Annotated in this window: 12 protein-coding genes; 9 read left to right on the forward strand and 3 right to left on the reverse strand. The window is 70.6% G+C overall.

Going from position 1 to position 15,406, the window contains the following annotated elements:
* Positions 1–92: 92 nt before the first annotated feature.
* From J8J14_RS08165 to J8J14_RS08175, 3 genes are all read right to left on the reverse strand, one after another.
* Positions 93–1,091 carry an alpha/beta hydrolase gene (locus tag J8J14_RS08165; protein WP_209378980.1) on the reverse strand — a complete coding sequence of 333 codons (999 nt, stop codon included), beginning with the start codon at positions 1,089–1,091 and terminating at the stop codon, positions 93–95.
* A gap of 64 nt (positions 1,092–1,155) precedes the next feature.
* On the reverse strand, positions 1,156–1,929 hold the full coding sequence (locus tag J8J14_RS08170) for a (Fe-S)-binding protein (RefSeq protein WP_209378981.1): 774 nt from the start codon (positions 1,927–1,929) through the stop codon (positions 1,156–1,158).
* A 109-nt stretch (positions 1,930–2,038) separates the two neighbouring features.
* Entirely contained in the window at positions 2,039–4,342 is a 2,304-nt protein-coding gene (locus J8J14_RS08175; protein WP_209378982.1) for a penicillin acylase family protein, read from the reverse strand.
* A gap of 101 nt (positions 4,343–4,443) precedes the next feature.
* On the opposite strand from J8J14_RS08175, the gene J8J14_RS08180 reads away from it, so the two are divergent.
* The 9 genes from J8J14_RS08180 (at position 4,444) to J8J14_RS08220 (ending at position 15,303) form a co-directional block, all read left to right on the forward strand.
* Positions 4,444–5,535 (forward strand): ABC transporter ATP-binding protein, encoded by a 1,092-nt coding sequence (locus J8J14_RS08180; protein WP_209378983.1) that lies wholly within the window; start codon positions 4,444–4,446, stop codon positions 5,533–5,535.
* On the forward strand, positions 5,532–6,404 hold the full coding sequence (locus tag J8J14_RS08185; RefSeq protein WP_209378984.1) for an ABC transporter permease: 873 nt from the start codon (positions 5,532–5,534) through the stop codon (positions 6,402–6,404). Before J8J14_RS08180 ends, J8J14_RS08185 begins: the two co-directional genes overlap by 4 nt.
* Positions 6,401–7,231: an ABC transporter permease gene (locus J8J14_RS08190; RefSeq protein ID WP_245215558.1), complete on the forward strand. Its 831-nt coding sequence runs from the start codon at positions 6,401–6,403 to the stop codon at positions 7,229–7,231. Before J8J14_RS08185 ends, J8J14_RS08190 begins: the two co-directional genes overlap by 4 nt.
* Positions 7,232–7,236: 5 nt before the next feature.
* Positions 7,237–7,950 carry a GntR family transcriptional regulator gene (locus J8J14_RS08195; protein WP_209378985.1) on the forward strand — a complete coding sequence of 238 codons (714 nt, stop codon included), beginning with the start codon at positions 7,237–7,239 and terminating at the stop codon, positions 7,948–7,950.
* 49 nt (positions 7,951–7,999) lie between these two features.
* Positions 8,000–9,061 carry an extracellular solute-binding protein gene (locus tag J8J14_RS08200; protein WP_209378986.1) on the forward strand — a complete coding sequence of 354 codons (1,062 nt, stop codon included), beginning with the start codon at positions 8,000–8,002 and terminating at the stop codon, positions 9,059–9,061.
* Between the two features lie 64 nt (positions 9,062–9,125).
* Positions 9,126–9,470, forward strand: coding sequence for a hypothetical protein (locus J8J14_RS08205; protein WP_209378987.1), 345 nt, complete (start codon positions 9,126–9,128; stop codon positions 9,468–9,470).
* Positions 9,470–11,761 carry a N,N-dimethylformamidase beta subunit family domain-containing protein gene (locus J8J14_RS08210; protein WP_209378988.1) on the forward strand — a complete coding sequence of 764 codons (2,292 nt, stop codon included), beginning with the start codon at positions 9,470–9,472 and terminating at the stop codon, positions 11,759–11,761. The genes J8J14_RS08205 and J8J14_RS08210 overlap by 1 nt, the downstream gene beginning before the upstream one ends.
* Before the next feature lie 57 nt (positions 11,762–11,818).
* Positions 11,819–13,987, forward strand: coding sequence for an alpha-ketoacid dehydrogenase subunit alpha/beta (locus J8J14_RS08215; RefSeq protein WP_209378989.1), 2,169 nt, complete (start codon positions 11,819–11,821; stop codon positions 13,985–13,987).
* 68 nt (positions 13,988–14,055) lie between these two features.
* A complete protein-coding gene (locus J8J14_RS08220; RefSeq protein ID WP_209378990.1) occupies positions 14,056–15,303 on the forward strand; it encodes an aminotransferase class III-fold pyridoxal phosphate-dependent enzyme in 1,248 nt (415 codons plus the stop codon).
* Positions 15,304–15,406: the final 103 nt, after the last annotated feature.

Here is a 15,406-nt window from a genome sequence, read left to right on the forward strand (position 1 = left end):
TCATCCTGGGTCGATCGGGCCGGCCCCCACCCGCCACCGGCCAACGCGCCTTCCTCACCACCCAGGAGCTGGGCTTGGGGCGGCCGCCCGCCTTACCAGAGCGGCAGCGGCATCCGGACCCAGGCCTCCCCCGTCCTGTCCGCCCCCGAGGGAAGGGGCGCGGCGGGCCGCTCCATCCAGGCCAGCATGTCCCCGATCACGGTCGGCGCCTGCAGGTCCCGCAGCGGCATGTGGTACACGCCGTTGTAGAAGGCGATCCGGGCCGGCACCCCGGGTGGGATGCGGTCCAGCAGGGCCCGTGTCGCGACCGGCGGCACAAGCTGGTCCCGTGCGCCATAGACCAGCAGCACGGGTGGCATGCCGGGCCGCAGCCGCGCCCCGGCGGCCAGGGCATCGTCCATCAGGTCCACCAGCCCCTTGGTCGTGTCCACCCGCGTCTCGCGGATGGTCAGCGGGTCCCGGGCCATGCGCTGCAGGGCGCGCATGTTGTCCGTGGGCACGATGCCGGGCACGTAGGAGGCCACGGCCACGCGGGGCACCACATGGGCCAGCATGTCCAGCAGCCCTGAAGCCAGCCTGGGCATGGTCACGCGTCCCCAGACCGCGGGGGCCAGCAGCACATAGCCCTGGGCCGGCGGCGGCTCGGGCCGCGTGGAAGCCAGCAGCAGCACCGCCCCGCCCATGCTCTCGCCCAGCAGAAAGAGCGGCGCATCCGGGTGCCGCGCCTTCACCAGCCGCGCGGCGGTCACCGCATCGGCCGCCAGGGTCGGCGATCCCGGCCACACCCCCCTGTGCGGCGCCCCGCCGAAGCCCCGCTGGTCATAGGCATAGACCGCCACCCCCGCCTCGTTCAGCGCCGGGGCTGGCTCGGTCATGAAGTTGCGGCTGTCGTTGAAGCCATGCAGGCAGAGCAGCACGGCCTTGGGCGCCCCGTCCGGCAGCCAACTACGCAGGGGCAGCCGCGCTCCGTCCTCCATCACCAGCGCATCATCGCCCAGGATGGCATCCGCGATGCGGGGACCGGCGGGAATCAGCTGGGGCGTGCAGCCGGCCAGCGGCAGGGCGAGAAGGGCGCGGCGGGGCAGGGGCATCAGAGCGGGATGTGGGCCCTCGGTGCCGGGCCGTCCATGCCCCGGCGGGCCTTCCCGCGGCGGCTCAGCGCCGGTCCTCGGCCGCCTCGCCGATCGGCGGCACCTCGCCTGTCATGCCCGCCAGCACCTCGGCCACGTGGCGCACCCGCACCTCGCTTGCCTCGCGCTTCAGCCGCCCGGCCATGTTCAGCAGGCAGCCCATGTCGCCCGCCAGCAGCGTATCCGCCCCGGTGGCGCGGATATCCGCCACCTTGTCCGTCACCATGCGGGTGGAGATGTCCGGGTATTTCACGCAGAAGGTGCCGCCGAAGCCGCAGCACAGCTCCGGCTCCGCCAGTTCCTTCACCGTCACGCCCGGCACCTGGGCCAGCAGCTTCCGCGGCTGCGCCTTCACCCCCAGCTCGCGCAGGCCGGAGCAGCTGTCGTGATAGGCCACCACGCCATCATATGGGGCGCGGGCAACATCCACGCCCATGACATCCACCAGAAAGGAGGTCAGTTCATGGGTGCGCGCGGCCAGCGCATCCGCCTTCGCGCGATATTCCGGATCATCCTCGAACAGGCCGGGATAGTGATGCGCGATCATCCCCGCGCAGGAGCCCGAGGGCGCAACCACGTAGTCGCAGCCCCGGAACTCGTCGATCACGGCCCGCGCCAGGTCCCGCGCCGCCGCCCGGTCCCCGGCATTGTAGCCCGGCTGGCCGCAGCAGGTCTGGCCCGCCGGCACCTGCACCTCGCACCCTGCCTGCTCCAGCAGCTTGATCGCCGCGAAGCCGACCGTGGGCCGGTACAGATCAACGAGGCAGGTGACGAACAGGGCGACGCGGGGCTTGGACATCACGGTCAGGATACGCGCCCCGACCGTCCCGCGCCACTCGGTCCCGGGGTGAAACCGGGCCCCCTCCACCGGGAAGCCAACGGGCTTCCCGGACCCCGCCTTCGGCCATTCACGGAACCAGCCGCTGCGTGCTCCGCGCCACGGCCCGCACGGCATCCCAGCCATAGAGCATCGGCACCATCCGCGCCGCGGCCCATTCCGCGTGCTGGTCGGTGTAGTGCGGGCTGCCGGGCTGGCCGGAAACACCGTGGAACACCGCCCAGCGGCTGTTGTCCCAGTTCCCCACGTCGAAGACATAGCGCGCGAGGGCACCATAGCCCGCCGCCGGCCCCACGGAGGCCAGCAGCCCGTTCGCCAGCACCGTGTCATTGTCCCCGCCGATAGGCAGGGCCGGCGCGTCTAGCAGCGGCGCCGCCTCCGGGAACTGGGCGGAGAGCGGGTGCACGAAGCGCGGCCGGTGCGCCTCGCCCCAGGGCGCGGCGGGCTGCCCCGCCACCTCCCGCAGCGCCGCCTGAAGGGCGTCGTCCCAGCTCCATCCGTCCAGCAGCGAGGCATCGTCCCGCCGCAGCAGGTTGGGCAGGGTCCACCAGAGCTGGTTCATCGGCACCACGCCCGGTGCCACCGCCAGCCAGGGATGCGAACCCGCGCCGGAAAGCCCGCTCCGCTCCGCCAGGATCCGCGTCAGCGCCCGGCGCAGCGCGACATACTCGGTCGGCGCGGTGGCGCCCGCCTCCATCCGCCCATCCCAGGCCAGCAGCCGCTGCCGCATGGCCTCCGCCTCGCCCTCCGCCGCCGGCATGGCCGCCAGCCGCGCCTTCAGCAGCGCCGCATTGGGGGAGAGCGTGTCGCCATGGATCCCCGCCGCATCCTCCGGCCCGAAATCGGGCATCTCCCGCAGCCGTTCCAGGATGCGCGCGGCGCGATAGGGCGGGTGGCAATCCGTGCAGAGGTAGTCCGGATGGTCATCCGCCACCACGCGGTTGTTGGCGGTGACGAGCATGCCCTCCTGCGGGTCGATCACGCGGGGCATGTCGTCATGCGCGATCCAGCCCTGCCAGGAATGCTCGCCCGTCCACCCCGGCATCGGGAGCCACCCGCTCTCGCGCGGGCGCCGCGGCACGCGGGCGCGCACCAGATGCCCGATATGCCCGGCCGTGTCCGCCGCGACGAGGTTGTGGTCGATCAGCCCCCAGCCCCGCGTCGCCTCGAACAGCCCTTCCACGCTTTCCGCGCCGGTCATGCGCGGCAGGCAGTCGAAGGAGAGATCCGTCTCCGCGAATTGCACGGAGCGCAGCGAAAGCGCCGTGCCCGCGCGCGCATCACCGGCGATCACCGGGCCGTTCGGAGTCTCCAGCACCTCGAAGCGCCGCGCGTCCCCGCCGCGAACCTGGATGCTCTCCTCGCGCCGTCGCACCGGCACCCATTCCCCGGCATGCATCACCTGCGACGCATCGGCGTCGAAACGCTCCAGGAACACGTCGTGGATGTCCATGAAGGCATGCGTCACGCAATAGGCCACGCGCCCGTTCTGCGCGAAATGCGGGAAGCCCGGCACGCCCGGCACGGTCAGCCCGATCATGTCGAAGGCATCGCAGGCCACATGATGCTGCGCATACATGTTCGGCATCTCGAACACCCGGTGCGGGTCGCCCGCCAGCACCGGCCGCCCCGTGCCGCTGCGCGAAGGCCCAACCGCCCAGTTGTTGCTGCCGCCGCCCGTCTCGTCCCCGGGCAGGCCGAGGGATTCCAGCAGCGCGCCGATGGCTGGCGAAAGCGCCGCCAGATCCGCCTCGAAGCGCTGCGCCTCCGCGCCTGGCGGAATGCAGAGCAGGTCGCGCCCGCCATCGTCGTAGCGCAGCTTGCCGACATTCCCCGCGCCCACCACGGGCAGCGCCGCGGCGCGCCACAGCTTGAACCAGACCGATCCCATCAGCAGCCCAAGGCGCCGCATCACCGCGATGCTGTGCCACCCCTCCCAGGGCTCCGGCTTCGCGTCCAGCAGGCCATATTCCGCCGGCAGCGGCGCGCCGGAGGCGACGAAGGCATTCACCCCCGCCGCATAGGAATCCAGCATCGCGCGCGCGGCCTCGCCCAGCGCCGCATGGTCGCGCCGGCAGGCTGCCTCCATCCCCAGGCGCCGCACGAGGATATCCGCTTCCGCAGCGCCCGCGCCCAGCCATTCCGCCGCGCGCCCCAGGGCGCGGCGCCGCGTCAGCTCCATCTGGAACAACCGGTCCTGCGCATGCACGAAGCCCAGCGCGAGCCAGGCATCGCCTGTCGCGCCCGCGCGGATATGCGGAATGCCATAGGTGTCGCGCAGAACCTCCACCGGCCCGGAAAGGCCGGGCAGGCGCAGCTCCCCCTCCATCGGCGGCAGCGCGGCCTGCAATGTCTGCGCATCGAATACCGGCATTCCCGTTCTCCTCCCCGTGCCGGGGTGAGTGTGAAACCGGGTTGCAGCCGTGTCGATATATCAAATAGCATCCGCGCCGAACCGCCGCTGAAGGAGCCGGGATGGGGGTCACGAACGGGCAGCAGGGCCGCGTGGCGGTGCAGGATCTCGTCAAGCGTTTCGGCCCGGTGAATGCCGTGGACCATGTCTCGCTCGAGGTCAGCTCCGGCGAGTTCCTGGCGCTGCTCGGCCCTTCCGGCTCGGGCAAGACCACCATCCTCATGGCCATCGCCGGATTCGAATACCCGGACGAGGGCCGCATCCTCATCGGGGACGAGGACATCACCTGGGCACCGCCGAACAGGCGGAACCTGGGCATGGTGTTCCAGCGCTACACGCTCTTCCCGCATATGAGCGTGCTGGAGAACATCGCCTTCCCACTGAAGATGCGCGGCATCGGCCGCGCCGAGCGCGAGGAACGCGCCCGCGCCGCGCTGGCCACGGTGCGGCTGGGCCAGATGGGGGACCGCAGGCCCGCCCAGCTCTCCGGCGGCCAGCAGCAGCGCGTCGCCATCGCCCGCGCCATCGTTTACCAGCCCCGCGTCCTGCTGATGGACGAGCCCCTCTCCGCGCTCGACAAGAACCTGCGGGAGGAGATGCAGATCGAGATCAAGCATCTGCAGCGCGAGATCGGCATCACCGTCATCTTCGTCACCCATGACCAGACCGAGGCGCTGACCATGGCGGACCGCGTGGCGGTGCTGGACCATGGCCGCCTGCAGCAGCTCGGCGCCCCGCGCGACCTCTATGAGGCGCCGGAAACGGTCTTCGTCGCCGGCTTCATCGGCGAGACCAATTTCTGCGAGGGCCGCATCCCCCACGCCGCCCGCCCGGGCGAGCCCGTCTCCGTCGCGCTTCTCGGCGGCGGGCAGATGGACGCCGTCGCCGCCCAGCCCCTGCCGGCCGGCCAGCTCATCAAGGTCGCCCTTCGCCCCGAGCGCCTGCGCGTGCTGCCGGCGGGCAACGAAACGGCCACGGCGCGGGTCACGGAAGCGATCTATGCCGGCAACGCCACCACGCTGATGCTGGAAGGGCAGGGCGGGCAGCTTCTCCGCGCCCGCATCCCCGCCGGCGCCGGCCTGCATGAGCCGCGCCCGGGCGATGCCGTGCGCCTTTCCTGGCAGACCGCCGACGCCCGGGCCTTCATCGCATGAGCGGCGGCCGCCCCTCCTGGTTCTTCCTCGGCGGCCGTCGCTACAGCCCGGCGGCCAGCCTCATGCTGGCGGCGCCCTTTCTTCTCCTCATCGCCATCATCTTCATCCTGCCCCTGGCGACGCTGCTGCATGAAAGCGCCTTCGTCCCCGGGCCGACCACGGCGCATTACGCCCGCGCCTTCGAGGAACCCGTCTATCTCCGCGTCATGCTCCGCACGCTCTGGATCGCGGTGCTCGTCACGGCGCTGGCCCTCGTTCTCGCCTGGCCCATGGCCTGGGTGATGTCGCGCAGCACCGGCATCGGCCTCGCATTGCTGGCCGCCGCCGTGCTGCTGCCGCTCTGGACCTCCGTCCTCGTCCGCACCTATGCCTGGATGGTCCTGCTGCAGCGCAACGGCGTCATCAACCAGCTCCTGCAGGGGGCCGGGCTGATCGATGCCCCCATGCGCCTCCTCTATACGCAGGGCGCGGTGGTGCTCGCGATGGCGCATGTGCTGCTGCCCTTCATGGTGCTGCCCATCTATTCCGCGCTGAAAGGCATTCCGGAGGATTACGCCCGCGCCGCCCAGATGCTCGGCGCCTCCGCCTGGTCCACCTTCCGCGAGGTGATCTGGCCCCTCGCCCTCCCCGGCGTGACCTCGGGCTGCCTGATGGTCTTCCTCCTGGCGCTGGGCTTCTTCGTCACCCCCGCCCTGATCGGCGGCCCGCAGCAGATGATGATCGCCACCCTTGTCTCCCAGCAGGTGCGGGAGATGCTGGACTGGCCCTTCGCCGGCGCGCTGGTGGGAATCCTTCTCGTCTTCGTCCTGGGCATCACCATCCTCTTCAAGCGCGCCGTGCGGCTCGACCGCTTCGTGGGGTCGGCATGAGGAGCCGCGCGCAACGCCATAACCGCGCCGGGCGCATGGCGCTGAATGCCGCGGCCTATGCCGTCACGGTCTTCCTGCTGCTGCCCACCCTCATCATCGCCCCCATGTCGGTGGGCCCCGAGCGCCTGCTGAGCTTCCCGCCCAAAGGCTTCTCGCTGCGCTGGTATGCCGAATATTTCCAGGACACCGACTGGATCCGCGCCACCCTCTTCAGCGCCGAGGCGGGCCTCATCTCGGCGGTCTGCGCCACGGTCATCGGCACCATGCTCGCCCTCGCCCTGGTGCGCGGCCGCCTGCCCGGCAAGGGCCTGATCGAGCTGCTGGTCATCGGCCCCGTCATCGTCCCGCACATCGCCCTGGCCGTCGCGATGTTCCTGGTCTTCGAGCAGCTGCGCCTGACCGGCTCGCTCATCGGCTTCGCCATGGCGCATACGGTGCTGGCCCTGCCCTTCGTGGTCTTCACCGTGCTGGCCGCCCTTTACCGTTTCGATGCGGAGCTGGAGCGCGCCGCGCTGTCCTGCGGCGCCGGCGCCTTCCGCACCTTCCGCTACGTCACGCTGCCACTGATCGCGCCGGGTCTCGTCTCCGCCGCGCTCTTTGCCTTCATCATCTCCTTCGACGAGGCGGTGGTCTCCTTCTTCATCTCCGACCTCGACCGCAAGACGCTGCCGCGGAAGATGTTCGAGGATATCGACTTCAACATCTCGCCCACCCTTGCCGCCGTCGCCACCATGCTGACCGCCCTCACCATCCTCGCGCTGCTGATCGGCTACGGGCTGAAGCGCAGCATGGAGCGGCGGGCGCGCGCGGCTGATACAGGACCGTGAAGACCATGCCCGAAGCGGCAAGAGTGCTCGATTTCGTCACCCCCATCGGCCGGGAAAACCTGGCCGGCCGTGTCTATGACGAACTTCGCACAGCCCTGTTCGAGGGCCGCATGCGCCCGGGCCAGCGGCTGAAGATCCGCGACCTCGCCGCCGCCATGCAGGTTTCCGAAACCCCGGTGCGGGAAGCCGTGGTGCAGCTGGCCCGCGAGCGCGCGCTTCGCCTGGAGGCCGCCCGCTCCATCACCGTCGCCGGCCTCAGCCTGGAGCAATATCTGGAACTCCGCACCATCCGGCTGGAACTGGAAGGCCTGGCGGCCGAAGCCGCCGCCCTCCGCATCTCCCCCAGCGAGCTGGAGGCGCTGGAACGCGCCCACGACACTCTTTCCGAGGCCGAGGAAGCCGGCGAGCCGCTCGCTGCCAATCGCGCCAACTGGGCCTTCCACCACACGCTCTACGCCGCCGCCGCGATGCCGGAGCTGCTCTCCATCATCGAGAGCATCTGGCTCCGCAACGGCCCCATGCATGCCTTCCTCTATCCCGATGCGCGCCCGGCCTATCCGGGCCGGCACCGGCACCTGGACATCATCGAAGGCCTCCGCGCGCGCGACCCGAAGGCCACGCGCGCCGCCCTACGCGCGGATCTGACGGAGGGCGGCGCCAATCTTGTCGCGCTCCTCGGCCGCATGGAACGCGACGCGGCCTGGGCCACCCCCACCTGACCAGGGGAACCCGGGCCATTCTTCAACCAACACGGACAGGAGACAGGGCATGGGCGTGAATCGGAGAACTCTTCTCGCGGCCTCCGCGCTGGGCGCGGGGGCGGCAAGCCTGGCGCGACCGGCCCTGGCCCAGCGCGGCTCGGGCGAGGTGGTGATCTGCGCCACCGGCGGCCTGATGGAGCGCAGCCTGCAGGAGCATTTCTACCGCCGCTTCGAGCAGGAGGTGGGCATCCGCGTCCGCTCCATCCCCATCGAGTTGCCGGACCAGTGGGCCCGCGCCCGCGCCGGCCAGCGCAGCGGCAACATTCCCTTTGACGTCGTCACCGCCACCCCGCCGGACCTCATCCAGCACGCCGACATTCTGGCGCCGATCGACTGCAACACCCCGGCGATGACCCAGCACGCCCTGCCCGGCGGCTGCTTCCCCACCGGCATCATCCGCACCGCCGGCGGAATGGCCATCACCTGGAGCAAGAAGGCCTTCCCCAATGGCGGCCCTGCCAGCTGGGCGGATTTCTTCGATGTCGCGAAATTCCCGGGTCCCCGCTCCCTGCCGGATACCGGCGACCGTGAATGGTGGGTCCCGCTCGCCGCGCTGATCGCGGATGGCGTCCCGCGCGACAAGCTCTTCCCGATGGATCTCGACCGCGCCTACCGGAAGCTCGATGCGCTGAAGCCCCATGTGGCCGCCTGGTGGAAGAGCGGCGACAACTCCATGCAGATCATGCGCGGCGGGGACGCGGTGATGAGCATGCTCTATTCCTCCCGTTCCGTGCCCCTGGCCAAGAGCGGCGAGTTCGATTTCACGTGGAACGGCGCCATCCGCGACGTGGGCAACTGGGCCGTGCTGAAGGGCGGGCCGAACACCGCCAATGCCATGCGCTTCCTGGAATTCTTCGTCCAGAACCCGCGCGAGCACCTGCCCTTCAGCGACAAGGTGTCCTTCGATTCCAACAACCGCGACACCGCGGCCCTGGTGCCCGAGGGCGAGCGCCGCTACCGCCCCTCCTGGCCCGAGAACTGGGAGAAGCTGGTCATCGCGGACTACGAATGGATCGCGAACCACCGCAACGCGATGCGCGAGCGCTGGGTGAACTGGCTCACGCGCTGATTCCTGCTCCGGGCGGGCCGTCCTGGCCCGCCCGCACCGCATCCACCACCGGAACCCTTCCTTCATGCTGGTGAACGACCCCGAGGCGGCGCATTGGCCGGTTGACCCGTCCCGCCTCGACCTCGCCGAGGAATTCCGCCGCAAGCCCCGCGGCCCGCACAGCGACGATCTGCAGAAGCTGCTGCACCGCATGCGCTGGTCCGGTGTCGGCCGCCGCTACGTGCTTGTCACGCTGGAGCCGAACCGGCGCTGGATGCTCGGGCGCCTGCCCGGAAAGCGCGGCGTGCCGGTGGAAACCTTCCCCAACCGCGTTTTCACCAGCCTGGCCGATGCCGAATGGGCCGTCTTCGCCATGCGCTGGGAAGCACTCACCGGCCAGAAGATCGAGAACGCCGGGAACGAGCCCTGATGACCGATACAACCGCCGTCCTCGGCTACGCCTGGCCCCTCGTCGTCTCCCCGGGGGAGGAGGTCGCCTTCCACCTCTCCAGCGCCACTCTGGAAGGCGCGGAGGCCACGCTTATCCGCGTCCGCTGCGCCGATCCGGATCCGGACGGCCCCGGCCTGCGTTTCCACCAGCCCGGCACGGCCATCGACGGTCCGGTCGCACTGCGCAACCAGCCCCTGCGCCCGGGTTCCTGCGCCATCATCCCCGATGCACCAGCCCTGAACCGGCCCGGCTCCCTCTCGCTCGGCCTCTTCCTCTACCCGACCGCGCCGCTCGCGGGGGCACAGACCATCCTCGCCCGCTGGCGCGACGACACGGCCGAGGGCTGGCGCCTCGCCCTCAACACCGAAGCCCAGCTCGAATTCACCATCGGCGCGGGCGGGCGCCTCTGGCGCGCCACCGCCCCGCGCGCGGTGATCGAGCGCGAATGGATCTTCGTCGCGGCCAGCCTCGACACAGGGGCCGGCCGCATCGCCCTCACCCAATCCAGCCTGGACCCCCAGGCTGGCCGCGACACGGGCTGCACCACGACGGCCGAGGGTCCCGGCGCGATCACCTGGGCCACCGAAACCGCCCTCACCATCGCCGCCCATGCGCTGGAACCCGGCGCGGCGCCCCGGACCGCCGGCCATTTCGACGGAAAGATCGATCGTCCCCGCATCCTATCCGCCGCGCTGGACGCGGCGGCGATCCGTGCCCTGGCGGAAAATCCCTCCCCTGCCCCGGCTGAGCCGGACCTGGTCGCCGCCTGGGACTTCTCGCGCGACATGTCCACCGACATCATCCGCGACCTCTCCGCCAACCGCCTGGACGGCACGCTTCGCCAGATGCCCATGCGTGCCGCGACGGGCGCGAACTGGGACGGCCGCACGGTGCAATGGACCGAGGCGCCCGAGCTCTACGGCGCCATCCATTTCCACAGCGACGACATGCACGATGCCGGCTGGTCGCCGGACCTGCGCTTCACCATTCCCGCGGAATGGCGCAGCGGCTTCTACGCGCTGCGCCTGTGCGCGCGCCAGGACAGCGACGATCCGGTGGAGAGCTTCGTCGCCTTCTTCGTCCGCGCGCCGCTCGGCAAGCCGCGCTCCGAACTCGCTTTCGTCGCCAGCACCGCCACCTTCCTCGCCTATGCCAACTCAGCGCTGCGGATGGACCAGGTGCATGCGGAAGCCATGCTGGAAGGCCTTCTCGCCCTCTCCCGCGATGACGTGTACCTGCAGGAGCACCGCGAGCTCGGTCTCTCCACCTATGACACCCACAGCGACGGCAGCGGCTGGTGCTATTCCACCGCCAGGCGCCCCATCATCAACATGCGGCCGCGCGGCGCCACCTTCAACTACGGCAACGACACCCACATTATCGACTGGCTGGAGCAGATCGGCCAGGACCACGACATCATCGTGGATGACGACATTCACAGGCACGGCGCGCAGGCCCTCGCACCCTATCGCTGCGTCATCACCGGCTCGCATCCCGAGTATTTCAGCCGCTCGATGATCGAGGCCTTCGATTCCTACCAGCGCAATGGCGGCCGCCACATCTATCTCGGCGGCAACGGCTTCTACTGGCGCATCGGCTGGCACCCGACCCAGCCGCACGCCATGGAGATCCGCCGCGGCATGAACGGGCTGCGCACCTGGGAAGGCGAGGCGGGCGAGAACGCCCTTTCCTTCACCGGCGAACCATCCGGCCTCTGGCGCAGCAATGGCCGCCCGCCGCAGCGCCTCGTGGGCGTCGGCTTCGACGCGCAGGTCTTCACCCGCTCCTACCCCTATGAGTGGCGCGAACCCGCGCGCGACCCGCGCGTCGCCTGGGCGGTGGAGGGCATCGACCTCGACGCGCCGCTGGGCGATTTCGGCCTGCGCGGCGGCGGCGCGGCGGGGCTGGAGGTGGATCGGGTGGAACCCACCCTCGGCTCCCCGCCCCATCTCCTCTGGCTCGCCACCGCGGACCGGCTGGGCTACGGCGGCGTGCCCACGCTGGAGGAGCTGCGAACCCTCCATCGCGGCGCCATGGGCGACCAGAACGCGCGCGTGCGCGCCGATATCGCCTTCTTCCCCACCGCGCGCGGTGGTGCCGTCTTCTCCACCGGCTCCATCGCCTGGGCCTGCGCCCTGTCCCACAACAACTACGACAACTCCGTCAGCCGCCTGACAGGCAACGTCCTCCGCCGCTTCCTCGATCCCAGCCCCTTCGAGGGCTTCGACACCCAGGAGCGATCGCTGGAGGGCATCTGCCCGGAGGCGTGAATCGCTCCTCAGCAGGATTGCGCCGGCAAAAGGCGCGACACAGGAATTCGCCCGATCATGCAGCGCACTCCCATCTCCACCGACACCCCCTGGTTCCGGCTGGAGGTGGACGACAGCGACTGGGCGGCGGAAGACCCCGCTGCCCTCGCCCGCTGGATGGAACAGCTTCTCCTCATCCGCCGCTTCGAGGAGAAAATCCTCGAACTCCACGGGCAGGGCCTCGTCCACGGCCCCGCCCATGCCTCCATCGGCCAGGAGGCCGGCGCCGTCGGCGCCATGTCCGTGCTCGGCACGCAGGACAAGCTGAACGGCACCCACCGCGCGCACCACCAGATCCTCGCGAAGCTGCTGAACAGCGCTCTTCCGGAAGGCTACGACCCCCGCCAGGACAGGCCCGTGGATGAGGCGGGCGGCCTGGTCCGCCGCGCCATGGCCGAGATCATGGGCCTTTCGGAAGGCTTCTGCGGCGGGCGCGGCGGCTCCATGCACATGCGCTGGGCGCCCGCCGGCATCGTCGGCACCAGCGCCATCATCGGCGGCAACCTGCCGCATGCGGTGGGCTATGGGCTGGCCGACAAGGTGCTGGGCCGCGACCACGTCTCCGTCGCCTTCTTTGGCGACGGCACGCTCATGGCCGGCCAGTCGATGGAAGCCATCAACCTCGCCGCCCTCTACAACCTGCCCGTCATCTTCTTCCTGGAGAACAACTTCTACGCCGTCTCCACCCATGTGCGAGAGCAGACACGGGAGACGCGCCTGACCACGCGGGGCGCCATGTTCGGCGTGCCCTCGGTCGAATGCGACGGCATGGACCTCGTCGCTGTTCGCCGCGCCATGCAATGGGCCGTGCAGACCATCCGCGAAACCGGCGGCCCCGTTTTCGTCGAGGCCATCCTCTACCGCTTCCTGCACCAGAGCGGACCGCTTCTCGGCAGCCAGCTCGGCTATCGCAGCAAGGAGGAGGAGGCCGAATGGCGCGCGCGGGACCCGATCGCCACGGTGCCCGCGCGGCTGAAGGCGATGGGCGTGCTGGACGATGCCGGCCTCGCCGCCCTCGACGCCCGCGCCCGCCGCATGGTGGAAGAGGCGGCGGCAGCCCTCACCGAGGTCCCGCGCGATTCCAACGCGCTGCAGATCCGCGCCGGCGCCTTCCCCGATGTGGCGGAGATCGAGAACGGCATCCGCGGCGATCTCTCCGAACTCGCGGGCGAACGCATCCTCGAGGCCCCCTCCGTCCCCGCCGAGGCGCAGGTGGAGATGAAATATATCGACGCCATCGCCGCCACCCTCCTCCGCAACATGGAGCGCGACCCGCGTATCGTGGTCATCGGGGAAGACGTGCACCGCCTGCGCGGCGGCGTCTCCGGCTCCACGAAGGGGGTGATGGAGCGCTTCCCCGAACGCGTCTTCCCCACCCCGATCTGCGAGAACGGCTTCACCGGCATGGCCCTCGGCGCCGCCGTCTGCGGCCTGCGCCCGGTCGTGGACATCATGTTCGGCGATTTCTGCATCGTCGCGGCCGACCAGATGTTCAACGGCATCGGCAAGTTCTCGCACATGTTCGGTGGCGGCTTCGGCGTGCCCGTGGTGGTGCGCGCCCGCGTCTCGCCCCAGGCGGGCTACGGCTCCCAGCACTCCATGGACCCCTCCGCCCTCTTTTCCCTTTACCCGGCCTGGCGGATCGTCTCCCCCTCCACCCCGCACGACTATATCGGCCTGATGAACGCGGCGCTCCGCTGCGACGATCCCGTGCTGGTCATCGAACACCAGGACCTCTTCCAGACCACCGGCCCCGTCCCGCGCGATGACCTGGACTACATCATCCCCCTCGGCACCGCCCGCACCGCCCGCCCCGGCCAGGCCTGCACGGTCCTCACCTATTCCAGCATGGTCGGCGCGAGCATCGAGGCCGCCGAGGCCGCGGGTATCGACGCCGAGGTCATCGACCTCCGCAGCCTCGACCCCGGTGGCCTGGACTGGCCCGCCATCGAGGCCAGCGTGAAGCGCACCAACCGGGTGCTGATCGCCGAGCAGACCGCGCGCGGCACCAGCCATGGCGCCCGCATCGCGCAGGAAATCGGGGAGCGCTGCTTCGATTGGCTCGACGCCGAGATCCTCCGCGTCACCGGCGGCGCCGCCGCACCCGTCGTCTCCCGCCCCCTCAACCTCGCGGCGCTCGGCAACGCCGCCAAGATCGAGACCGCCCTCCGCCGCCTGATGACGTGAGGCGGAACACCCTTCCGCCGTCACTTCGGCATATGATATATCAAACCGACAAAGCCGAGGATCCGTCCATGTCGCAGGCCCTCCTCCCTGAGAAGACCAGCACCACGCCACCGGACGCCGCCCTGCGCGCCCGTGCCCAGGCGGTGATCCCCGGCGGCCTCTGGGGCCATCTGAACGCCGCCAAGCTGCCCGAGGGCTACCCGCAATACTTCACCTCGGCCGAGGGCTGCCGCCTGCGCGACGCCAATGGCCGCGAATACATCGACTTCATGTGCTCCTGGGGCCCGGTGGTGCTCGGCCACCGCCACCCCGTGGTGGAGGCCGCCGCCCGCCGCCAGGCCGATCAGGGTGACTGCATGAACGGCCCAGCCCCCGTGCTGGTCGAGCTCGCCGAACTCCTGGTGGACACCATCCCGCACGCGGATTGGGCGCTCCTCGCCAAGAACGGCACGGACGCCACCACCGCCTGCGTCACGATCGCGCGGGCCGAGACCGGGCGCCGCAAGGTCCTCGTCGCCCGCGGCTCCTATCACGGTGCCGTCCCCTGGTGCTCCCCGTCCCTCGCCGGCGTCACGGCGGAGGACCGCGCCCATCTCCTCACCTACGACTACAACGACATCGCCAGCCTGGAAGCCGCTGCCGACCAGGCGAAGGGCGACCTCGCCGCCGTCATCGTCACCGCCTTCCGCCATGACTTCGGCCGCCACCAGGAGATGCCCACCGCCGAATTCGCGCGCCATCTCCGCGCGCTCTGCGACGCCACCGGCGCTGCCCTCATCATCGATGACGTGCGCGCCGGCTTCCGCATCGATCTCGGCGGCTCCTGGGAACCCCTGGGCATACGCCCCGACCTTTCCGCCTTCTCGAAGGCCATTGCCAACGGCCACCCGCTCGCCGCCGTCACGGGGCGCGAGCGCTTCCGCCAGGCCGCCACCCAGGTCTACACCACCGGCTCCTTCTGGTGCGGCGCCGTGCCCATGGCCGCCGCCGTGGCTACCATCAACGAGCTCCGCCGGATCGACGGCCCCGCCCGGATGCGCGCCATGGGCGAGCGCCTCCGCAACGGGCTCGATGCCCTGTCGCGCCAATACGGCCTTCCCATTCGCCAGACCGGCCCGGCGCAGATGCCGCTGATGATCTTCGACAACGACCCGGACTGGCGCATGGGCGACACCTTCTGCGCCACCGCGCTGAGGCACGGCGCCTACTTCCATCCGCGCCACAACATGTTCCTCTCCTGCGCCCATGCCGAGGCCGATATCGATCAGGCCCTGGAGGCGGCGGAGGCCGGGTTCCGGGCGGTCGCGGGACGCTGACGGGGAGAGCGGCGGCCGCTGGAGCCAGGCCTCGGTCCTGATCCGCCATGCCCGGGCGCGGGCGCGCCGGGCGCAACCTCGCCCGGATGGCGCGCGGGCGGCG

The organism is Pararoseomonas baculiformis (assembly GCF_017813395.1).
Taxonomy (GTDB): domain Bacteria; phylum Pseudomonadota; class Alphaproteobacteria; order Acetobacterales; family Acetobacteraceae; genus Roseomonas; species Roseomonas baculiformis.